This is a genomic window from Pelorhabdus sp. sgz311002 (assembly GCF_056134285.1).
In genome coordinates this window covers 122,593-144,082 of the sequence record NZ_JBWBCL010000003.1, presented here as the reverse complement: position 1 = coordinate 144,082, position 21,490 = coordinate 122,593, and the positions used below count along the sequence as shown (strand labels likewise).

Sequence of the window (21,490 nt, the reverse complement as noted above, 5' to 3'; positions counted from 1 at the left end):
TGCCATGATTAGGGTAAAATAGAAGAGAGTCCTTTTGCCAAATCATTTTGGCGAAAGCTTAGAGGAGAGTGTCAATGAATCGTTTTACAGAATGGGATTTACCGGCTTCGCTTGTCGAAGCCTTAACAGAGAAAGAAATTACGGAACCGACGGAAATTCAGCAAAAATTAATTCCGCTACTGTTGGCAGGGAACAATGCGATTGGTCAGGCGCCGACCGGAACGGGGAAAACGCTGGCTTATTTGCTGCCGCTTCTAGCAAGATTGGAGAGTTCTGATCAAAAGGATCAGGCTTTGATTGTAGCTCCGACCTATGAGTTAGCGTCGCAGATCCAGCAGGTGGCGCTTGAGCTGTTACAAAAATCCGGTTTAGCCATAAAGACTGCCTTATTAATTGGTAGTGGCAATAAGGCGCGGCAGATCGAAAAGCTTAAGGAAAAACCGCAGTTGTTAGTGGGGACAAGCGTCCGTTTGCTAGAATTGATTGCAGCACGAAAAATCCAAGGACAAAATATCAGAATGATCGTTTGTGACGAAGCGGATCGGCTGTTGAGTAAGGAGCAGCAAGATACTACCGAGAAAATTATTCGTTCGGCCTTGAAGGATTGTCAAGTTGTGTTCTGCTCGGCCACTTTTGCTGGTAAGAGTTTAGAGGCGGCGAAGCAGCTAAAAGAAGCAGTTGAAATTGTCCAGACGACAGAGAGACCAAGTCTGCCTCAGTCGATTGTTCATAAATATATGATTGTAGCGCAGCGCGATAAATTTTCGGCTTTACGGCGGTTGCTGCAAGAAGAGCAGCTCCAGCAAGCATTGGTATTTGCTGATAATCCGGTGTTATTACAGGAATTTACGGAAAAGTTGCAGTTCCATCAAGTGGCTGTTGCTGGTCTTTACGGCGCTAAGGATAAAGTGGCGCGCAAGCAGGCGGTGGCCGATTTCCGCAAGGGCAAACTCAAAGTTTTAGCTGCTTCTGATGTAGCGGCAAGGGGCCTTGATTTTCCCGCCGTCAGTCATGTATTTCAATTGGATTTTCCTGATACGCCTCACGTCTATTTACATCGGGCTGGACGCACAGGCAGGCAGGGACGAGTTGGCGTTGTTATTTCACTAGTTACGCCAGGCGAAGCAGAAAAGCTAAAAGAGACGGCTAAAAAACTACAAATTGAGCTTACAGAGAAAAAAGTGAAACAAGGGCGCCCCAAAGACGGCAAGAAAGGAGCAAAACATGGAAAAGTTTAAGCAATTAGGAATTGAAGAAGATTTACTCGTGTCGTTGGAACGTCAAAAAGTGACCGAGCCTACCCAAATTCAAAGCCAAGCGATTCCACCGCTATTGGCTGGTCGTGATGTGATTGCGCAGGCTCAGACTGGTACGGGAAAAACCTTTGCCTTTTTGCTACCGCTATTGCAGAAAGTCAATCCTCGTCTCGGTCACCCTCAGGCGCTTGTTTTGGCGCCGACGCGCGAGTTGGCTCTGCAGGTGAGCCGGGAAGCTCAAAAAATCGCTGAAAGCCGGGGCATCAAGGTTTTGTCCATTTACGGCGGCGTGGATACGCAAAAGCAAAAAAATCAATTGGCTGCAAAGGCACAGGTTCTTGTAGGAACGCCAGGCCGTATTTTAGACCATTGGCGGCGGGAACAAGTACAGTTGCGCGGTGTTCGCTATCTCGTACTTGATGAGGCGGATACGATGCTTAGCATGGGCTTTATGGAGGAAGTAGAGCTGATTTTCGCCGAGACATCTGAGAAAAAACAGACTTCGCTTTTTTCGGCTACTTTGCCGGATCTTGTCAGAGGGCTTGCTAAACAATATTTAAAGGATCCCTTATCAATTGTTGTAGCTACGCCGACCGTGACTTTACCGGAAATTGATCAGCAGCTTGTGCTAGTTAATAACGATAACAAAGGTGCGCTGGTTGCTTCGTTGCTGCAAAAACACCGTCCTTATCTGGCAATCGTCTTTTGTTTGACCAAGCAGCGTTCCCAAGAAGCGGCACTTTATTTGGCGTCAGTAGGGATTGAATGTGAGGAACTAAACGGTGACCTATCGCAAAATAAGCGAGAGCAAGTTATGAAGCGGTTCCGCGCCGCTAAATTTCAAGTGTTGGTAGCTACAGATTTAGCAGCTCGCGGTCTCGATGTAGAAGGTGTTACTCATGTCTACAACTACGATATTCCTCATGACAGCGATACGTATATTCATCGAATCGGTCGAACTGGCCGGGCTGGTGAGAAGGGGCTGGCCGTAACTTTTGCGACGGCGCGCGATCGACAGTATGTCGCCATGATTGAAAAAGCCATTGGGAAAAAACTGCCGGTCATTGATGCGAGCGGCGAGGTCAAAGTAAGCCGGCCGAAGCAATCGGCAGAAAGAAAAATAGGCAAAGTAAAAACGACACCAGCGAGTGAAGGCAAACAATTCTTTGCGCCGAAAGGTGCGGAAAAATATAAAAAGATAAAGAAAGAGCATGGCGGCAAGAATTCTCGTAGCCGTCGTAAGCCAAAAGAAACAACATCATCAGGCAAGTAAAAAAAGGAGGCTGAAGGAAATGGATCAAGCGGAAAAAATGCTGCAAGTAAAAACCTGGGCACTAGTTGGTGCAACGGATAATCAATCAAAATTTGGTTATAAGATCTTTAAATTCATGATTGATCGGGGGTTTACTGTATATCCGGTGAATCCCGGCGTAACGGAAGTGTATGGGCATAAATGCTATGGAACACTGGAGGAATTGCCAGTGAAACCAGAAGCTGTCGATTTTGTTGTGCCAGCTAGAGTCGGTGAGCAAGTCGTGCGCGATTGTGCAAAACTCGGCATTCAAAATGTTTGGCTACAGCCGGGAGCCGATGCTCCCTCGGTTGTAAAACTTGCCGAGGAGTTAGGTCTTACCGTCGTAACTGACTGCGTAATGGTTCGTTTCGGCGGGCCCCATTGATTAATCCAATATATAAATACAAATGTATTTTATAAATGGATTTAAATTTTATTCAAATATGAGACCGGTTAAGCGGAATTTTACCGTTGATTTATCAAGAATATTGATAAATCAACGGTTTTTTTCTGTATGTTAGCTATAAAAATACAATATACATACTTGAAAAGTTTACAATATTACACTATGATATAAGAAGCTTTTAAAATAAAGCAAACAGACATCCTTTAATAACGGAGAAAATCTGTTTTGCCGACAAAGGCTAAGCCCTTTGGGGGAGGATTATTTTATATTGATAAGAAAGGCAGGTTGAAGAATGTGAACAAGAAGGGCTTGCCACCTAAACAGGGGCTATATAATCCCGACTATGAACATGATGCTTGCGGGATTGGCGTAGTAGCAAATATAAAAGGAAAAAAATCAAATGCTATTTTGCATCAAGCATTGACGGTGCTTTGTAATATGGAGCATCGCGGCGGGCAGGGAGCCGATACGAATACAGGGGATGGTGCTGGCGTACTGTTGCAGATTCCCCATAAACTATTTCGGCATGAATGCAGCTTTTTAAATATTGAATTGCCGCCAAGTGGTTCTTATGGCGTAGGGATGCTGTTTTTGCCCCCTGAGGCGAATGCGAGAAAAATTTGCGAGGAAAAACTGGAGCAGATTATTGCTGACCAAGGACAAATCCTGCTAGGCTGGCGCACTGTTCCCTGCGATTCTTCGGTAATCGGCGAATCGGCCCGTCTAGTGCAACCGAGTATTCGCCAAGTTTTTATTGCACCAGATTTGCGTACGCTGGAAGCGATGAAACAAGACGAAAAAGCTTTTGAGAGAAAGCTCTATATTATTCGTAAGCGCGCTGAAAATGAAATTCGTCACAGCACTTTGGACGGCGCTGAATATTTTTATTTCTCCAGTCTGTCAGCTGCAACCATTGTTTATAAAGGCATGGTCACGCCGAAACAGCTTGATGAGTTTTTTATTGACTTGCAGCATCCGATGGTAGAAACAGCTGTAGCCATGGTTCATTCTCGCTTTAGTACGAATACGTTTCCTAGCTGGGAGCGCGCCCATCCTTATCGCTATATCATGCATAACGGCGAGATTAATACACGGCGAGGCAATTTAAACTGGATGCATGCCAGACAGGCGCTCTGCAAATCGCCGCTCTTTGGCGATGATATGAAGAAAATTTTGCCAGTGATTGATGAGTCGGGCAGCGACTCTGGTATGTTTGATAACTGTCTGGAATTCTTGACAATGGCTGGCCGTTCGCTGCCACACGCTGCGATGATGATGGTTCCCGAGCCGTGGGCGAAACATGAGAGCATGAGTGATGAGAAGAAAGCTTTTTTTGAATATCATGGCTGTATGATGGAGCCGTGGGATGGCCCGGCAGCCGTGGCTTTTACGGATGGCAAACTGGTTGGGGCGGTTTTAGATCGTAACGGATTGCGGCCTGCTAGATATTATGTTACGAAAGATGACATGATTGTTTTAGCTTCTGAGGTTGGCGTTGTACAGATTGCACCTGAGAAGATTGCTGTAAAAGAACGCCTGCGTCCGGGGAAAATGCTGCTTGTTGATCTTGAAGCAGGGCGGATCGTTGCGGATGAAGAGATTAAAAACCGCATTGTGAATGCTCATCCCTATCAGCAGTGGCTTGATGAAAATATGCTAAGTCTGGAAAATTTACCGGATGCGCCGCAGGAATCGACGATTGACTATCCGACATTAGTGTTGCAGCAGGCTTTTGGCTATACTTTTGAAGAGTTAGGCAAATTATTTCGGCCTTTGGCTAAAGACGGTATTGATCCAATTGGCGCGATGGGAACGGATACGCCTTTGGCTGTTTTATCAGAAAAGCCACAGCTTTTATATAACTACTTTAAGCAACTTTTTGCGCAAGTGACGAATCCGCCCATTGACGGTTTGCGCGAAGAGATAGTTACAGCTACTGGCACAGCGATTGGGCCAGAACATAATCTGATTGATCCTCAGCCGGAAAGCTGTCGTCAGATTCGTGTGGAAACTCCTATACTAACCAATCAGGAGCTCGGAAAAATTCGCTATATTAAAGAATCAGGTTTTGAAACCGTTACGATACCCATGGTTTTTCCGGTGAAAGAAGGCGGCGCTGGTTTACAGCGGGCCTTAGAAAAAATATGTTCCCTCTCTGATGATTATATTGAAGAAGGCAAAAATCTACTCATTCTTTCTGACCGTATGGTAGATGAAAATTATGCGCCTATTCCGGCGTTACTCGCCGTAGCCACACTGCAGCATCATATGGTACGGCAGGAAACACGGCTAAAGGCCAGTATGATCGTAGAAACAGGCGAACCGCGGGAGGTTCATCATTTTGCGCTGCTTCTGGGGTATGGCGCCAGTGGTGTGAATCCTTATCTTGCCTTTGATACGATTGAAGATCTAATCAACCGTAACTTCCTCTCCGGTATTTCCTTAGAAGATGCGATGCATAATTATTGCAAAGGAATTACGAAAGGGATTGTTAAAGTCTTATCGAAAATGGGCATATCCACAATCGCCAGCTATCGCGGCGCACAAATTTTTGAATCGATTGGTATCAGTCAGGCCGTGATTGATGAATACTTTACAGATACACCAAGCTCGCTTGGCGGTATTGGCCTAGACGAAATTGCCCAAGAAGCGGCTTTACGTCATGAACGGGCCTTTTCCACACAAAATGGCCGTGACGTTACCTTAGACAGCGGTTCGAACTATCAGTGGCGCTCGAATGGCGAAGAACATTTGTATAATCCGGAAACAATTACTCTGTTGCAGCAAGCCTGCCGCAAAGACGATTACAACCTCTTTAAGGAGTATGCTGCTAAGATTGATGAACATACGGCAGGGCTTACGCTGCGCGGTATGATGGCCTTTAAAAAAGTTAGAAAGGCAATTCCTTTAGCGGAAGTAGAGTCGGTAGAAAGTATTTGTAAGCGCTTTAAAACAGGCGCTATGAGTTATGGCTCTTTAAGTCAGGAAGCCCATGAATGTCTGGCGATCGCCATGAATCGCATCGGCGGCAAGAGCAATACGGGCGAAGGCGGTGAATCATCAGCGCGGTTTGTGCCTGATGCGAACGGCGATAGCCGTTGCAGCGCGATTAAACAAGTCGCTTCCGGTCGCTTTGGCGTAACAAGCCATTATCTAGCTCATGCTGACGAGATTCAGATTAAAATGGCGCAGGGGGCAAAACCGGGAGAAGGTGGCCAGCTGCCTGGCCGGAAAGTCTATCCCTGGATTGCGGAAGTGCGTGGCACAACGGCTGGCGTTGGACTAATTTCCCCGCCGCCGCATCATGATATTTATTCCATTGAAGATTTGGCAGAGCTCATTCATGATTTGAAAAATGCCAATCCGAAAGCAAGGATTAATGTAAAGCTAGTCGCAGAGTCAGGTGTTGGTACGATTGCCGCCGGTGTGGCAAAAGCCCGGGCTGATGTAGTTCTAATCAGCGGCTACGATGGCGGAACGGGTGCATCGCCGCGCACTAGCATTCGCCATACAGGCCTTCCTTGGGAAATCGGCCTTGCTGAGACGCACCAGACGCTATTATTAAATAATCTGCGTGATCGCATCACCGTGGAAACAGACGGTAAGCTTATGACTGGTCGCGATGTAGCTGTTGCCGCTCTCTTGGGCGCCGAGGAATTTGGTTTTGCCACAGCGCCGCTGGTGGTTATGGGCTGTGTAATGATGCGGGTTTGCAATCTTGATACTTGCCCAGTAGGAGTAGCGACGCAAAATCCTAAGCTGAGACAGAATTTTACGGGCAAGCCGGAGTATGTAGTCAGCTTCATGCGCTTTATCGCCAGCCAGCTTAGAGAAATCATGGCAGAGCTCGGTTTTAAAACGATAAATGATATGATTGGGCATACAGAAGTTTTAGAACAAAATCAAGCAATTGCCCATTGGAAGGCGAAAACCGTTGATCTTTCACCGCTCTTTTATCAGCCAGCCAATGAGAGCAACTCCACTTTGTATTGTTCGAAAGTCCAAGATCATAATTTGGAAAAAGCCATGGATCTTCGTTTGTTGAAGGAGCTCTGTGATCCGGCGATTGAAACAGGCGAGAAAGTGGCAGTTAGTCTGCCGATCAAAAATACTGATCGCGTTGTTGGTACGCTGCTAGGCAATGCTATTACCCAGCGTTACGGTGAACAAGGCTTGCCGGAAGACACGATCTATTTGAAATTTACTGGCTCAGCTGGCCAAAGCTTCGGCGCTTTTGCCCCCAAAGGCATGACGCTCGCCCTAGAAGGCGACTCCAATGACCATGTCGGCAAAGGTCTTTCTGGTGGGAAAATCATTGTTTATCCGCCGGCGAATGCTTCGTTTGCGGCAGAACAGAATATTATTATTGGCAATGTAGCTTTATATGGCGCTACCTCGGGTGAGGCCTATATTCGCGGTGTAGCGGGCGAACGTTTCTGTGTCAGAAATAGCGGCGTGAATGCTGTTGTTGAAGGCGTAGGCGAGCATGGTTGTGAGTATATGACAGGTGGTCGCGTGGTCATTTTAGGGAAAACCGGACGCAACTTTGCCGCAGGCATGTCGGGCGGAATCGCTTACGTCTATGATCCAGAAGGGACCTTCTCTATTGCCGTAAATCAAGAAATGGTGCTCTTAGAGCGGCTCGATGATGATGAAGAAGTACTGTTAGTGAAACAGCTTTTAGAAAATCATATTGCTTATACGAATAGCGAAGTGGCCAAACGGCTTATGACCAACTGGTATCAATCACAGCGCTATTTTGTCCGGGTGATTCCGAAAGACTATAAACGGATTCTCGAGGGGATTCGCCGTTTCCGCAAAAAGGGTATTTCCCCAGAGTCGGCGGTTATGCGGGCTTTTGAAGAAAATATACAAGATAAGTCAAGGGTCAGCGGTAACTAAGCCGATCTGATGAAGGGAGTGTCTTTGATGGGAAAGCCTACAGGCTTTATGGAATATAGCGCTTGTCTGCCGGCAGATCGACAGCCGCAGGAAAGAATCCGCGATTGGCGGGAATTTCATCTGGCGATGCAAGGCGAGGAACTGCAAGTTCAGGCCAGTCGCTGCATGGAGTGCGGAACACCCTTTTGCCATACAGGCATGATGATTGGCGGCATGGTTTCCGGTTGTCCGCTTCATAACCTTATGCCAGAATGGAATGATCTTGTCTACGCTGGTCTATGGCAGGAAGCTTTAAGTCGTCTTTTAAAAACTAATAATTTTCCTGAATTTACTGGCCGAGTCTGCCCCGCTCCCTGTGAGGGAGCCTGTACGGCCGGGCTGGCGGCCAAGCCTGTTACGATTCGTAATATTGAGAAAGAAATTATTGATCGAGCTTTTGAAAATCAGTGGCTTGTGCCCGAGCCGCCGACAAGTCGGACTGGTAAGAAAGTCGCTGTAGTCGGTTCTGGTCCAGCCGGTCTTGCCTGTGCTGCTCAGCTTAATAAAGCAGGTCATCTTGTGACGGTATTTGAACGGGCTGATCGGCCTGGCGGTCTTCTCGTTTACGGAATTCCCAATATGAAGCTTGATAAGGACGTTGTAAATCGGCGTGTTACCTTGCTGGAGGAAGAAGGAATTCAGTTTATTACGAATACCGAAGTTGGCAAAGATTATGAGGCTGAAAAGCTCTTAAAAGAGTTTGATGCTGTCGTTCTTTGCGGCGGTTCTACGGTGCCGCGTGACCTTCCTGTTCCCGGTCGCAATTTAGCAGGAATTTATTTCGCTGTTGATTTTTTAAAAGCAAATACAAAAAGTCTATTGGACTCTAAGTTACAGGACGGCTCTTATGTAAGCGCTGCCGGAGTTGATGTACTCGTTATTGGTGGTGGTGATACCGGTACCGATTGTGTGGGAACTGTTGTCCGTCATGGTTGTCGGACTGTGAGTCAGCTGGAAATTATGCCGCAGCTGCCATTAACACGCGGCAGTGAAAATCCTTGGCCGCAATTTCCTCGCGTTCACAAAATTGATTATGGTCAGGAAGAGGCGGCAGCACGGTTTGGCGCTGATCCTCGTAACTATTGTGTTACAACGAAGAAATTTGTCGGCGACAAAGCCGGGCGCGTAAAGGAAGTTCATACCGTGAAAGTGGAATGGCGAAAAAATGAGCAAGGGCAGTTTGGCTTTAGCGAGATTCCCGGCACCGAAAAAATCTGGCCAGCTCAGCTTGTCTTACTTGCCATGGGCTTTACCGGACCAGAGCAGGGGCTGCTCGAACAATTAAAAGTCAAACGGGATCAACGCTCTCTAGTAAAAGCGGAATTTGGTTCCTTTGCTACGAGTGTATCTGGTGTCTTTGCCGCTGGCGATATGCGGCGCGGTCAGAGCCTTGTGGTTTGGGCCATTCAAGAGGGTCGCAGTGCTGCTCGCGAATGTGACCGCTATTTGATGGGGAAAACCCAACTCAGTTAACGTTTTGAGAATTTAAGTGGAAACTTTATAAGTAGAAGAATTCAAATAAAAAGGTTGGCTAACTAGGTCTTTTCTTCCTAGTTTAAGCCAACCTTTTTGGTTATGAGAATTTAGTTTATGTTGTCAGGAATAAAGTCGCGTTGAATTATTGCAGTTTATTGCTCCATTCTTGGGTCGAAAGCACTTGAGAAAATCGCATAGCCTGGGTCACGAGAATGGCCCTGTGAAGTTCTTCCGCCGTAACCTGTCCCGCTGAATTTTTGATAGCCAAAGTGCCTGTTGCATCTGAGAGAAATTCTACGGCGAAACCAAGATGTAATGCCTGTCTGGCTGTTGTATCACAACACATTTGCGTCATATAGCCGGAGATGGTAACTGTATCGATATTTTGTTGGCGCAAAAAAGCTTCTAGATCGGTGCCTGTAAAACTACCAGGCAGAGTTTTATCAACAATCCGCATGTATTTTCGCTCTAAAACAGCTGTGTGAATTTCCCAATTGAAGCTGTTTTTTACAAAAGCCGTGGCATCCGCTTGGGGAGATCCGTGGCGAATTAAAATGACAGGAATGTTTTTTTCATTGGCTGTATCAATTGCTTTTAGGATCTGATCAAAACTGTTTTCGGGATAACTTATCGGCAGAGCTCCAGTAAAATATTCATTTTGTACATCAATTACGAGCAAGGCTCTGTTCATGACACTCATCCTTTCTGTTTATCAAAATGGAATTGTTTTATTGGAAGAAATCTTTGTTATAATTATAGCGATAAGCAAAGTTGCGCCGCACAATAAAATAGATCATTTTACTTTCAACAAGAAAGGAATCAATACAAAATGCTTGATCATACGGATTTGCAAATCCTAAACTTATTAAAAGAAAACAGTCGGATGCAATATCGTGATATTGGCGACTTGGTTCATCTTACAGGCCAAGCCGTTTCTAACCGTGTTGCTAGAATGGAAAAACTGGGAGTGATTAAAGGCTATTCCATTTTACTTGACGAGAAACTTTTAGGAAAATCGCTCTTAGCCTATATTACTGTCTTTATGAAAACAACGGAGCATGGTCTCTTTCAAAGCTTTTTACAAGAGCAGGAATTTGTCACCGAAGCCTGCCGCATTAGTGGCGAAGGTTGCTATATGCTACGGGTTGAGACGCAATCGGCGGAAGAGCTAGATCGCCTTTTAGATTCGCTGCTACCTTATGGGAATTATCGTATTAATCTTTCCATTAAGAAGATCAAATAACAAGATACCCAAGATCAAATAAAAAAACTGGGCGCAAAACAGCCCAGTTTTTTTGCGAAATTTTATTTTGTTTTTACCAAGGTCGCAGGGCCGAAGACATATGGCCGCACCATTCGGCTGTTTCTGAAATCACAGCTTCTAATAGAAATGTGTAAAGGCTGTGAGCTAGAGCATCAAGGCAGGCCTGTTCGGTTAAGGGGCCAAGGCGGCCATAAGCATCCCAGTCAGGTTCTGCAAAGCTTCCCTCTAAGGTAGTAGCAATCGTTACGGTAAGGGCTGGACAGATGACATGGTGTAAATCGTACGAAGCCTGAAGCTCTGGAGGGCACTGCCAGTGACCCATAAATAGAATGACTTTGGGGAGCAGTTCTTGTAAGCGGGAGATCGCCGTAGTTTCTTTCGTCCATTCTGGTGACTTCGGTAGTAGCAATAAATCCGGTCTTGCTTCAAGCTGCTCTGGCTGCGGGCAGAAAATAAATCCGTTATCAGTAAATGACGCAAGTACTTCAGGTGCGATTTCAGTGAGTGACACTACTTGAAATTGATGCATCTTTCCCACTCCATTTCTGCCGAATTTTTCTTAAGTGAGTAAATCCGGGAACAAGGAAGTCGTTACAAGCGCTAAAGTCAATCCAATCATAATGACGGTAGTTAGCCAGGCAATGCCGTTATACCAGCGGGAATTTACATGATCGCCCATGAGATCGCGGTTATTAATTAAGCGAAGCATGAAAAAGAGGACGAAGGGTAGCAGCATGCCGTTAATCACCTGAGACCAGAGCATGATTTGAATAAGCGGCGCGTTAGGTAGCAGAATGATCGCAGCGCCGATGACAATAAGAAAAGTATAAAGCCAGTAAAAGACAGGTGCTTCTTTCCAACTTTTATCGATCCCAGCCTCTAGGCCAAAGGCTTCGCAGATGTAATAGGCTGTGGCTAGGGGTAAGATCGAAGCAGAAAAAATAGAAGCATTTAAGAGGCCGAAGGCGAAGAGGGCTGAGGCCCATTTTCCAGCTAATGGTTCTAAGGCGACGGCAGCGTCTTGCGCTGTTTCGATCGAAATATGATTCGTAAACATGGTGGCGGCGCAGGCAACGACGATAAACAAAGCGATAAAATCAGTCATAAAGCAGCCCACAATAACATCAAGACGTGAGTAGCGGTATTCCTCAGCGGTAATCCCTTTTTCTACGACAGCTGATTGAATGTAGAATTGCATCCAAGGGGCAATGGTTGTGCCGATAAGGCCGATAATCATGGCTAAATATTCATTTTCAAATTCAAAATGCGGCGTTATGAGTTCGTGACCAACGATACCCCAGTCAGGACCGGCCATAAACCCAGAAGCTACATAAGTCAAATAGAGTGCCGAAGCTACCAAGAAAATTCGTTCTACTACTTTGTAGGAGCCGCGAACAACTGTCCACCAAATGAGAAAGGCACTAATCGGAACTGCAATATATTTACTAATACCGAAAATTTCTGTACTTGCTGCGATACCGGCAAATTCGGAGACTGTATTGCCAAGATCGGCTAGGAGCAGTCCCAGCATGACAAACAAGGTGATTTTTACGCCGTAGTTTTCTCTGATTAAATCGGCGAGACCTTTGCGGGTTACAGCTCCCATGCGCGCGCTCATTTCTTGAACGACAACGAGAGCGATTGTCATAGGGATGAAAATCCATAATAGTTTATAGCCAAAAGCGGCGCCAGCTACGGAATAAGTCGTAATACCGCCAGCATCATTATCGACATTGGCTGTAATAATACCTGGACCGACTACGGCAAGGAAGAGAAAAAGGCTGCGAAACACTTTATTATTTTTTATCAAATTCATTTCATCCACTCCTTGCGCGAGGCCAACATAAAGTTTGAAAAGGTGCGCAAATTACTGCGATCGGGAATAAACGTATAGAGGAGGTCATCGACGGTAATGATGCCGACAAGCTGTTGTTCTTTATTGATTACAGGCACGGAAACAACGCCGTATTTCATTACGATATCCAGGGCTTTGCGTGGATTATCGAGATCCATTACGGAACGAACCTTTACGTGCATGACATCACCTAATTTATCGTTGGGGGCGGCGATGATTAATTCTCTTAGCGATAAGACGCCAAGCAGATGCTGACTCTTATCAACCATATAGAGATAGGTAATAGTTTCTGCTTCGCGACCGATTTCGCGCAGTTGGCAAATTGCCTCTGAGGCTGTTAGTTCAGGCGAGAATGCAGGGAATTCTGTGGTCATCAAGGAACCGGCCGCTTCATCTGGATATTCCATGAGATCCCTTACATCTTCGGCATCTTCTGGTTCCATAAGCTTTAAAATTTCATCGGATTTTTCTGCCGGAAGTTCTCCTAAAATATCGGCTGCTTCATCAGCAGGCATTTCTTCTAGAATATCGGAAGCGCGGTGGACGTCAAGGCTTTCGATAATGTCTACCTGCGTAGCCAGATCGACCTCAGTGAGGACATCGGCGGCCTGCTCACTGCCTAATTTACGGACAAAATCAAGCTGTTCATGATGATCCAGATCTTCAATAATTTCGGCAATATCGGCAGGATGAATCGTAGCAAGTTCTTCAAAGGACTCACGCAGATGCAAATTGGCCAATCTGTTTTCAAGCGGTGTAATATGCTGCCAGCTTACGAAATGATTTGGCCGATTTTTTAATAAAAATTCCAGGCCAAGGCGACGGAATAAGCCGCGCAAGCCAATATCAATCGAAATAAGAACAAATTCTTTGTGATCGTCATGACGAACCCAGGACAGCTGAATATCGTTGACGCGTACAAGTTTAGCGCCGCTTAAATCAATAATTTGCTTATCTAAGAGCCATTTGCCAACGAAAATCTCTTGGTCGAGAATTGGACGGGTAATCATTTCTTCGGCTGTTACGTTTAACACAAATCCTTGGTCATCCCATTTGTCAATCTGAGAGACTTCCAAATGTTTTTGTAAGCCCTTAGTAAATTTTACACACGTGACAATCGGGGCAGCCCCATTCCAACTTACTACGAGATCAAGCACTTTTCCTATCTGTTTCTTGTTTACATCATAAATGGTTGTGCCGATAATTTGGCTGAAAAAAGCGTCGCGCAGAAGCGTTACTTGTGCCATGGCCATCCTCCTTTTGTCCTAGCGTCCCTTAGTATTGTACACATAAATTGCCTATAGGGCAAAGATTATCTTACTGTATACTATTATATTAAAGGACCCGCGCCATAAAAGCCACGAAAAATATTTTAACACTCTCTGCGATCTTTTTTAATAGATTATCCTAAGAGTAAGAAGGAGGAGAGAAAATGCAGTGTTTTTCGGCTTTGCTGCTGGCTATTTCATCAAATCTTGATAATTTAGGAGTAGGAATCGCCTATGGAATTCGGGGAGTGAAGCTTTTGTGGCCGTCCAATTTATTGATTGCCTGTCTGACTAGTGTAGGAACTTTTCTTTCCATGTCATTAGGCAGTTTGATATCGCAAGCTCTGCCGCTGATTATGGCAAAATATATTGGCGCTGTGCTGATGATTGTAGCGGGGGGGTGGGTCTTCTGGCTGGATCGATGTCAAAACCGTTCAGGTTTGTTTCGGTTTTCTCGGCTATCACTATTTTTAAAGGAACCCTTTCGCGCTGACATCGATCATTCTAAATCGATTAATTTAAAAGAGGCCACGCTGCTCGGCTTGGCCTTAATGCTTAATAATATTTCCAGCGGTATTGGTGCTGGTATGATGGCGATGCCGTTGTTACTTACGACAGGTCTTGTTTTTTGCTTCAGTCTATGTATGATGACAGGTGGCGTTGCTTTAGGAAAACATTTTGCATCGACGCGACTTGGCGACAAGGCCGGAGTATTAGGAGCTTTACTGCTCGTGTTTATTGGTTGCTATGAACTGTTTTTGAGTTGACAATATTATAAAAAATTAATAAATAATTACAATAAAAAAATCCCTGACTTGTCATAGACAAAATCAGGGAGCTTTTTATTGAATTAGTACTGTCTGCTGTTTTGATTGAAGCAATCGCGACAGAAAACAGGACGATCGTTGCTTGGTTTGAAAGGAACTTGTGTTTCAACACCACAAGCTGCGCAAGTTGCAGGGTGCATTTCACGACGCTGTGAGTTGTTGTTGTTGCGAGGGTTTTGTTGTTTACGTGCAGAACGGCAGCTAGGGCAACGGCCTGGTTCGTTCGTAAATCCTTTTTCTGCAAAGAAATCTTGTTCTGAAGCCGTGAAAACGAAATCAGCACCGCAATCGCGGCAAGTTAAAGTTTTGTCTTGAGCCATATTAAATAGCCTCCTCAAATCGATTACCCAAATAATTAATTTAGAATACTCATTGGGCTTCTCACTTATTGAGAAGGGACTAATGAAAACTCTTCGTTGTCTATAGTGGGTAATTATATTATAAATGTATTTCGAGAAATAGTCAAGAAATACATTTTGACTATTTCTCATTTGATTTATTTTTGTTTCGGTGAGAGGATCATGAGTAAGTCGCCTGTCTGGATAGACGCGCCATTTCCTGTAACAATTTCTTTTACAAAGCCATCACAAGGAGCCTGAATCGTCGTTTCCATCTTCATAGCTTCTGTAACCATAATCGGTTGATCTTTTTTGACGCGCGTTCCTACTTCGACAAGCGATTTGACAACAGAACCGGACATAGTAGCGGCAATGTGATTCGGATTGTCGCGGTCAGCTTTACGGTTGGTAATAGCTGAGGCCACAATACTGCGGTCTTGCAAAATAACTTGACGTGTGGAACCATTGAGTTCGAAATTGACAGCGCGTGTTCCGTCAGGTCGCGGCGCTCCAATTGACAAGAGCCGGATTACTAGGGTTTTACCTTGCTCAATTTCAACGCGGATTTCTTCGCGTGGCGTCATGCCGTAGAAGAAGGTTGGCGTATTGAGTAAAGAGATATCGCTATATTTTTTTACAGCTTCCTGATAGTCGAGGAATACTTTGGGATATAAGGCATAAGAAATGAGATCTTCGCAAGTAATGGGACGATGCAAGGAATTGTGAAGCATGTCTTTCAAATTGTCGAAATTAACAGGTTCAAGCAGTTCGCCGGGGCGTTCTGTTAAAGGTTTGCGGCCTCGGAGAATAATACGCTGCAGTTCTTTCGGGAAGCCTTGGTAAGGTTGACCAATCTGACCTTCAAAAAATTCAACGACAGAATCAGGGAAGTCGAGGCTTTCACCTTGTTCATAAATATCGTCTTCCGTTAATTCATTTTGCACCATATACAGGGCCATGTCGCCGACCACTTTGGAAGAAGGTGTTACTTTAATGATATCACCGAACATTAGATTTACCTGACGGTACATGGTTTTTACTTCTTCCCACCGTTCGGCCAAGCCTACAGCTTGAGCTTGCTGACGAAGATTGCTGTATTGGCCGCCAGGCATTTCGTGTTCGTAAATTTCGGCATTAGGAAACTTCATGGCAGCTTCAAAGTTACGATAATAGTGCCGCACATCTTCCCAATAGTGTGATAAGTCATTGAGACCGGTAATATTGACATCAGGCTGACGACTATGACCGGAAAGCGCATAATAGAGGCTATTGGCGCTTGGCTGGGAAGTCATGCCTGACATGGCGGCAAGTGACGTGTCAACAATATCAACGCCAGCGTCAATGGCGCGTGCTAGCGTATAAATACCATTACCGCTCGTATCGTGAGTATGTAAGTGGATCGGAATATCGACAGCTTCTTTTAGGGCGGAAACAAGGACGTAGGCCGCTTCCGGTTTTAAGAGGCCAGCCATATCTTTGATACCTAAGATGTGAGCGCCAGCCTTTTCCAGCTCCTTAGCCATGGTCACATAGTACTCAAGATTGTATTTCGGACGTGCTGGATCAAGAATATCACCAGTGTAGCAGAGGGCGGCTTCCGCCACTTTACCTGATTCACCTACGGCATCAATAGCTACTTGCATTCCTTTGAGCCAGTTGAGACTGTCAAAGATTCGGAAAACATCCATACCAGCATCGGCGGATTTTTTTACGAAACGCCGTACTACATTATCAGGATAATTCTTGTAACCTACCGCATTAGATGCTCTGAGCAGCATCTGGAAGAGAATGTTAGGACATTTTTGCCGTAGCAACTGAAGTCTTTCCCAGGGATCTTCTTTTAAAAAGCGCAGCGCTACATCAAAGGTGGCGCCGCCCCACATTTCGAGAGAAAAGAAGTTTTGCATAACCTGTGAGGTTGGTTCCATGATTTTAGCCATATCATAGGTGCGGACACGGGTAGCTAAGAGCGATTGGTGACCGTCACGCATGGTTGTATCTGTCAACAGAACGCGAGGCTGTTCTTTGATCCAGCGGCTAAGTCCCGCCGGACCTTCTTTATCGAGAATTTGTTTAGTACCGCTTAGATTTTTTTCGTATTGTACGGATGGATAGCGTGGCGTTAAGAAAGCGGGTTTTTCGCGATTGGCCATACCAGGATAGCCATTTACCGTAATATCACCGATGTAAGTCAAAATTTTAGTGCCGCGATCCTGGGGCGTAGGGAAGACAAAAAGTTCCGGTGATGTATCAATAAAAGAAGTATCGTAAGTGCCATGAAGAAATTTTTCGTGGTTTACTACATTATATAAGAATGCGATATTTGTTTTTATACCGCGAATTCTAAATTCGCCAAGCCCGCGCAGCATTTTGGAAATTGCACTACGATGGGTAAGACCCCAAGTGGATAATTTGACAAGCAAGGAATCATAATAGGGGGTAATGACGGCGCCTTGAAAAGCATTAGCTGCATCGAGACGAATGCCAAAACCGCCGCCGCTGCGGTATGCTGTTAGTTTTCCTGTATCGGGCATAAAGTTGTTAGCAGGATCTTCGGTTGTAATACGACACTGGATGGCATGGCCATGACAGCGGATTTCTTCTTGCTGGGGAATGCCAGTGATTTCATCATGGAGTGTATGACCGTCAGCAATAAGCAGTTGGGATTGAACAATGTCAATGCCAGTTACTTGCTCGGTAATAGTATGTTCTACTTGAACCCGAGGGTTTACTTCAATGAAGTAAAACTTATGGTCGGGTGTTACGAGAAATTCTACGGTACCGGCACTAACGTAGCCGACATTTTTCATGAGTTTGACAGCCGCGTTGCAAATTTCATGACGGAGTTCATTCGGTAAAGATAAAGCAGGGGCAATTTCAACGACTTTTTGATGACGGCGCTGTACGGAACAGTCTCGTTCAAAGAGGTGAACAAGATTGCCGGCATGGTCGCCAAGGACTTGTACTTCAATATGTTTTGGCTTTTCTAACAGTTTTTCTACGTAAACTTCATCGCTGCCGAACGAAGTTAGCGCTTCTGATTTAGCGCGATTATAAGATTCTTCAAGGGAAGCAGCGCTACGAACAAGACGCATACCGCGTCCGCCGCCGCCGAGATTGGCTTTAATAATAATAGGATAGCCGTATTTTGCGGCAAAATCTTTTACTTCTTCTAAACTACTTACAGGTCCGTCGCTGCCAGGGATGACGGGAAGACCAGCGGCAATTGCCTGTTTACGGGCATTAATTTTATCGCCGAACATAATAAGATGCTCTTCTTCCGGTCCGATGAAAATAAAACCTTCTTCTTTACAACGGCGGGCTAAGTTACTGTTTTCAGATAAAAAGCCATAGCCGGGATGAATGGCGTCAACGCCATGTTCTTTAGCAATTTTCAAAATGCCTTCTAAATCAAGATAGGCTTCTGTTGGTTTTTTATTGGCGCCTACCTGATAAGCTTCATCGGCTTTATAACGATGCAGCGATAAAATATCTTCTTTGGCGTAAATGGCAACAGTTCGAATGCCCAATTCATTGCAGGCGCGGAAAACACGGATGGCAATTTCACCGCGATTGGCAACAAGTACGGTTTTAATTTTTTTCATGAAAATTCCCCCCAAAAAAATTTCCCTGTTAGCAGTTGTCGCTAAGATGAGCGCAATTGTAAAGTAAACAGTATTTTTCATAAAATAAGAATAGTTTTAAAGCTAACTGTAACATTACCATAGTTTTTAAGGGAATACAAGGCGGCTAAAGTAAATATACTGCATCCTTGTACAATGTACAAAGATTAGTGTATACAAAATACAGTATAACTACTGAACTCGCTGCTTTCATTGACTTTATGGCGGCAAATCGCTACAATTACAGGTAACTAGAAGGAAAGCGGGCGATTAATATGGCTAAAATTATAAAGAATCGTAGCGATAAAGAAATGTTTGCCAATTGGCAAGAAGAATCAACTTTTGAAAATATGCTCGACGGACGCCAGGAAACAACGGTTGCAAAGAAAACCGCTAAAGTGGAAGATAAAGGCTGGCAAAGTTTTTTTACGGACGAATTTAAAGAATCAGTGGGAAAAGCTTTATTAGAATTGAAAGTAACGCTTTACAAACAAGGCGTTGTAGACTTTAAGCTCCAGACGGCAGTGAAGGACAATCAGATTATCTTAACGGCTGTTCCGAAAAAGAAACGCTAACAATATTTATTATTAGGTAATGATCTGGTATAATGATCACAGATATGGTAGGGATTAAAAATAGTTTCACCAAATGAACACAATTAAATTAAGGAAAGAAGTGAGACGATGATCGGTGTTAGTACTTTACTCTGTGATACGCAAAATTACGGCGATACTCTGCGTTATGCCAAAAGCTCTCATGGCCAGCGTCATGGTGCAGCTGCTGGCATGGGGCCAGTAATTGCCTGGAATATTACTCGTACCTGCAATTTGAAATGTCGTCACTGTTATTCCGATTCAGCGGCAAAACAGTATGAAGGGGAACTGAGTACGGCTGAGGCCTTAAAATTTATCGATGACTGTGCGGCTTTTAAGGTTCCTGTACTGTTATTATCAGGTGGCGAGCCTCTCATTCGTCCTGATGTCTTTACTTTAGTAGAACGGGCGACAAGTCATAATATTCGAGTCACCTTCTCAACGAATGGAACATTGATTGACGCTGCTATGGCGCAAAAAATCAAAAGCCTTGGCGTAGGCTATGTGGGAATTAGCCTTGATGGTTTAGGCGAGGCTAATGATAGTTTTCGCGGCAAAGACGGCGCTTTTACAGCAGCACTGACTGGAATTCGCCACTGTATGACTGCTGGTCAAAAAGTAGGGTTACGATTTACAATTAATCGCTATAATTACCAGGACCTAGAAAATATTTTTAAACTCATTGAAACGGAGCAGATTCCTCGTGTTTGTTTCTATCATTTAGTCTATTCGGGGCGAGGCTCCAGTATGATGCAGCACGATATTACGAAAGAAGAAGCGCGTGCAGCTATGGATTTGATCATGGCGAAAACGATAGAATTGGGAGACCGCTGCGAAATTCTCACAGTGGACAATCACGCTGACATTGTATATTTATACTTAAAACTCCAAAACAGTGATCCGGTAAGAGCGGCAAAAGTATGGGAACTTATGCAGCGAAACGGTGGCAATCGCTCCGGGATCGCTTTTGCCAATGTCGATCCCCTAGGCAATGTTCATTCGGATCAGTTTACGCAAAATCACACTTTTGGCAACGTGCGTGACCGTGCTTTTGGCGATATTTGGACCGATGTATCGCAACCAATTTTAGCGGGGCTGAAAGATCGAAAACCACTTTTGAAAGGACGTTGCGGTCAGTGTAAGTGGCTTTCTGTGTGTAACGGAAATTTTCGGGCGAGAGCTGAAGCTGTGACTGGGGACTTCTGGGAGTCCGATCCGGCTTGCTATTTGACGGATGAGGAAATCGGAATTTTATGATAGGAAGGACCGCGCTGATTTTAGCGCGGTCTTTTCATATAGAGAGGAGAGCTATCGATGGATGCCCATAAAGAACATCATTTTACGGCTTCCGATACGATTCGAGATATTGTAATTGGCATGTCTGACGGCTTGACTGTTCCCTTTGCCTTGGCAGCTGGTTTATCAGGCGCTATTGATTCTAATGGAATCGTGGTAACGGCTGGTCTTGCTGAAATTGCCGCAGGTGCTATATCTATGGGGCTTGGCGGTTTCTTAGCAGCACGTAGCGAGGCGGAGCACTATGAAAAAGAACGATTGCGCGAAGAAATGGAAACGAAATATCGCTTGGCTGATGAGGAGCAAGAAATTATTGATATTTTCGCTTCTTACGGCATAGCTCCGGCTGAATGTGCCAGCGTTGTAGCCGCTTTAAAACGAGATCCGCAAGCGATGGTTGATTTTATGATGAAATTTGAGCTGGGTCTGGAAGAGCCGGATCGCAAGCGCGCTTTCTATAGCGCTGTAACGATTGCCGGTGCTTATGCAGCCGGCGGGATTGTGCCGCTTTTGCCCTATATGTTGGTAGACGGTACTTCTCATGCGTTAGGGTTTTCTGTATTCGTTACTTTAGCTGCACTCTTTTTATTCGGTTATGGCAAAGGTTATTTTATTGGGGAACAGCCGTGGCGTAGCGCGCTGCAGACGACTTTAATCGGCGGTGCTGCTGCTAGTGCTGCTTTTTTCCTAGCCCGATTATTTTCTTGAACCGTCCTAGTACGGTCCCCAATTACAATTCGTGTATTTTAATGCGCAAAATTGAATAAAAATAAATAAAAATAAAAGTGTTGACAAACAAATGATATCACGTTAAACTAAACACAATTACAAAACAACGCAAAACTGTGATCAGGACGAGTAAGTATGTAAACAAAAGTGCAGCGAGTTGGTGACCGGGAGACCGGAGGTGCGATGACCAACCTTACGAGCATACTGAATGGACCTGTGAGTGCTCTCCGAACGTTTTAGGCAAGTAGGCAGAGACGGACGCCGCCGTTATCAGGCTAGAGTATCGGACGAGGAATCCCGTACTTGAAAAGAGGGAAAGCTTTT

The 21,490-nt window shown here is 45.0% G+C and carries 16 protein-coding genes and 1 other annotated feature (1 of these 17 cut by a window edge); of the genes, 10 read left to right on the top strand and 6 right to left on the bottom strand.

Annotated features, from left to right (window positions below; genetic code table 11):
* The first annotated feature begins 74 nt into the window (after positions 1-74).
* The 5 genes from AC0NJP_RS06490 to AC0NJP_RS06470 all read left to right on the top strand — a co-directional run bounded on the left by AC0NJP_RS06490 (position 75) and on the right by AC0NJP_RS06470 (position 9,370).
* Positions 75-1,238, top strand: coding sequence for a DEAD/DEAH box helicase (locus tag AC0NJP_RS06490; RefSeq protein ID WP_474699221.1), 1,164 nt, complete (start codon positions 75-77; stop codon positions 1,236-1,238).
* Positions 1,225-2,529, top strand: coding sequence for a DEAD/DEAH box helicase (locus AC0NJP_RS06485; RefSeq protein WP_474699220.1), 1,305 nt, complete (start codon positions 1,225-1,227; stop codon positions 2,527-2,529). Before AC0NJP_RS06490 ends, AC0NJP_RS06485 begins: the two co-directional genes overlap by 14 nt.
* Before the next feature lie 19 nt (positions 2,530-2,548).
* Positions 2,549-2,935, top strand: a complete 387-nt coding sequence (locus tag AC0NJP_RS06480; protein ID WP_474699219.1) for a CoA-binding protein — start codon at positions 2,549-2,551, stop codon at positions 2,933-2,935.
* A 315-nt stretch (positions 2,936-3,250) separates the two neighbouring features.
* Positions 3,251-7,858: a glutamate synthase large subunit gene (gltB, locus tag AC0NJP_RS06475; RefSeq protein ID WP_474699218.1), complete on the top strand. Its 4,608-nt coding sequence runs from the start codon at positions 3,251-3,253 to the stop codon at positions 7,856-7,858.
* A gap of 27 nt (positions 7,859-7,885) precedes the next feature.
* On the top strand, positions 7,886-9,370 hold the full coding sequence (locus tag AC0NJP_RS06470; RefSeq protein WP_474699217.1) for a glutamate synthase subunit beta: 1,485 nt from the start codon (positions 7,886-7,888) through the stop codon (positions 9,368-9,370).
* A gap of 145 nt (positions 9,371-9,515) precedes the next feature.
* Here the strand turns inward: AC0NJP_RS06470 and AC0NJP_RS06465 are convergent, their stop codons facing one another.
* Positions 9,516-10,064 (bottom strand): cysteine hydrolase family protein, encoded by a 549-nt coding sequence (locus AC0NJP_RS06465; protein WP_474699216.1) that lies wholly within the window; start codon positions 10,062-10,064, stop codon positions 9,516-9,518.
* Between the two features lie 138 nt (positions 10,065-10,202).
* On the opposite strand from AC0NJP_RS06465, the gene AC0NJP_RS06460 reads away from it, so the two are divergent.
* On the top strand, positions 10,203-10,616 hold the full coding sequence (locus AC0NJP_RS06460) for an Lrp/AsnC family transcriptional regulator (RefSeq protein WP_474699215.1): 414 nt from the start codon (positions 10,203-10,205) through the stop codon (positions 10,614-10,616).
* Positions 10,617-10,689: 73 nt separating this feature from the next.
* On the opposite strand, the gene AC0NJP_RS06455 is transcribed toward AC0NJP_RS06460, so the two are convergent.
* The 3 genes from AC0NJP_RS06455 to AC0NJP_RS06445 are packed head-to-tail and all read right to left on the bottom strand — an operon-like array spanning position 10,690 to position 13,739.
* Positions 10,690-11,166 (bottom strand): hypothetical protein, encoded by a 477-nt coding sequence (locus AC0NJP_RS06455; RefSeq protein ID WP_474699214.1) that lies wholly within the window; start codon positions 11,164-11,166, stop codon positions 10,690-10,692.
* A 30-nt stretch (positions 11,167-11,196) separates the two neighbouring features.
* A complete protein-coding gene (locus tag AC0NJP_RS06450; RefSeq protein WP_474699213.1) occupies positions 11,197-12,453 on the bottom strand; it encodes an NRAMP family divalent metal transporter in 1,257 nt (418 codons plus the stop codon).
* Positions 12,450-13,739 (bottom strand): magnesium transporter, encoded by a 1,290-nt coding sequence (locus AC0NJP_RS06445; RefSeq protein WP_474037662.1) that lies wholly within the window; start codon positions 13,737-13,739, stop codon positions 12,450-12,452. Before AC0NJP_RS06445 ends, AC0NJP_RS06450 begins: the two co-directional genes overlap by 4 nt.
* A 185-nt stretch (positions 13,740-13,924) precedes the next feature.
* Between AC0NJP_RS06445 and AC0NJP_RS06440 the strand changes: the two genes are divergently transcribed.
* The gene (locus AC0NJP_RS06440; protein ID WP_474699212.1) at positions 13,925-14,527 is read left to right on the top strand and encodes a manganese efflux pump; all 603 of its coding nucleotides are present in this window, start codon (positions 13,925-13,927) and stop codon (positions 14,525-14,527) included.
* Between the two features lie 83 nt (positions 14,528-14,610).
* On the opposite strand, the gene AC0NJP_RS06435 is transcribed toward AC0NJP_RS06440, so the two are convergent.
* Both AC0NJP_RS06435 and pyc read right to left on the bottom strand, forming a co-directional pair.
* Positions 14,611-14,907, bottom strand: a complete 297-nt coding sequence (locus AC0NJP_RS06435; RefSeq protein ID WP_474037679.1) for a zinc-ribbon domain containing protein — start codon at positions 14,905-14,907, stop codon at positions 14,611-14,613.
* A 176-nt stretch (positions 14,908-15,083) separates the two neighbouring features.
* On the bottom strand, positions 15,084-18,530 hold the full coding sequence (gene pyc / locus AC0NJP_RS06430; RefSeq protein WP_474037680.1) for a pyruvate carboxylase: 3,447 nt from the start codon (positions 18,528-18,530) through the stop codon (positions 15,084-15,086).
* Between the two features lie 293 nt (positions 18,531-18,823).
* Between pyc and AC0NJP_RS06425 the strand changes: the two genes are divergently transcribed.
* From AC0NJP_RS06425 to AC0NJP_RS06415, 3 genes are all read left to right on the top strand, one after another.
* Entirely contained in the window at positions 18,824-19,123 is a 300-nt protein-coding gene (locus AC0NJP_RS06425; protein WP_474699211.1) for a hypothetical protein, read from the top strand.
* Positions 19,124-19,231: 108 nt separating this feature from the next.
* Entirely contained in the window at positions 19,232-20,398 is a 1,167-nt protein-coding gene (gene nirJ1 / locus AC0NJP_RS06420; RefSeq protein ID WP_474037682.1) for a putative heme d1 biosynthesis radical SAM protein NirJ1, read from the top strand.
* Between the two features lie 57 nt (positions 20,399-20,455).
* The gene (locus AC0NJP_RS06415; RefSeq protein ID WP_474037683.1) at positions 20,456-21,145 is read left to right on the top strand and encodes a VIT1/CCC1 transporter family protein; all 690 of its coding nucleotides are present in this window, start codon (positions 20,456-20,458) and stop codon (positions 21,143-21,145) included.
* A 128-nt stretch (positions 21,146-21,273) separates the two neighbouring features.
* Positions 21,274-21,490, top strand: a binding site (T-box leader) (it continues 48 nt past the right edge of the window).

What these genes read in the sequence shown, in the direction of transcription:
- AC0NJP_RS06490 (WP_474699221.1), top strand. Translation starts at nt 75, where the DNA reads ATGAATCGTTTTACAGAATGGGATTTACCGGCTTCGCTTGTCGAAGCC.
- AC0NJP_RS06485 (WP_474699220.1), top strand. Translation starts at nt 1,225, where the DNA reads ATGGAAAAGTTTAAGCAATTAGGAATTGAAGAAGATTTACTCGTGTCG.
- AC0NJP_RS06480 (WP_474699219.1), top strand. Translation starts at nt 2,549, where the DNA reads ATGGATCAAGCGGAAAAAATGCTGCAAGTAAAAACCTGGGCACTAGTT.
- AC0NJP_RS06470 (WP_474699217.1), top strand. Translation starts at nt 7,886, where the DNA reads ATGGGAAAGCCTACAGGCTTTATGGAATATAGCGCTTGTCTGCCGGCA.
- AC0NJP_RS06465 (WP_474699216.1), bottom strand. Translation starts at nt 10,064, where the DNA reads ATGAACAGAGCCTTGCTCGTAATTGATGTACAAAATGAATATTTTACT.
- AC0NJP_RS06460 (WP_474699215.1), top strand. Translation starts at nt 10,203, where the DNA reads ATGCTTGATCATACGGATTTGCAAATCCTAAACTTATTAAAAGAAAAC.
- AC0NJP_RS06455 (WP_474699214.1), bottom strand. Translation starts at nt 11,166, where the DNA reads ATGCATCAATTTCAAGTAGTGTCACTCACTGAAATCGCACCTGAAGTA.
- AC0NJP_RS06450 (WP_474699213.1), bottom strand. Translation starts at nt 12,453, where the DNA reads ATGAATTTGATAAAAAATAATAAAGTGTTTCGCAGCCTTTTTCTCTTC.
- AC0NJP_RS06445 (WP_474037662.1), bottom strand. Translation starts at nt 13,739, where the DNA reads ATGGCACAAGTAACGCTTCTGCGCGACGCTTTTTTCAGCCAAATTATC.
- AC0NJP_RS06440 (WP_474699212.1), top strand. Translation starts at nt 13,925, where the DNA reads ATGCAGTGTTTTTCGGCTTTGCTGCTGGCTATTTCATCAAATCTTGAT.
- AC0NJP_RS06435 (WP_474037679.1), bottom strand. Translation starts at nt 14,907, where the DNA reads ATGGCTCAAGACAAAACTTTAACTTGCCGCGATTGCGGTGCTGATTTC.
- pyc (WP_474037680.1), bottom strand. Translation starts at nt 18,530, where the DNA reads ATGAAAAAAATTAAAACCGTACTTGTTGCCAATCGCGGTGAAATTGCC.
- AC0NJP_RS06425 (WP_474699211.1), top strand. Translation starts at nt 18,824, where the DNA reads ATGGCTAAAATTATAAAGAATCGTAGCGATAAAGAAATGTTTGCCAAT.
- nirJ1 (WP_474037682.1), top strand. Translation starts at nt 19,232, where the DNA reads ATGATCGGTGTTAGTACTTTACTCTGTGATACGCAAAATTACGGCGAT.
- AC0NJP_RS06415 (WP_474037683.1), top strand. Translation starts at nt 20,456, where the DNA reads ATGGATGCCCATAAAGAACATCATTTTACGGCTTCCGATACGATTCGA.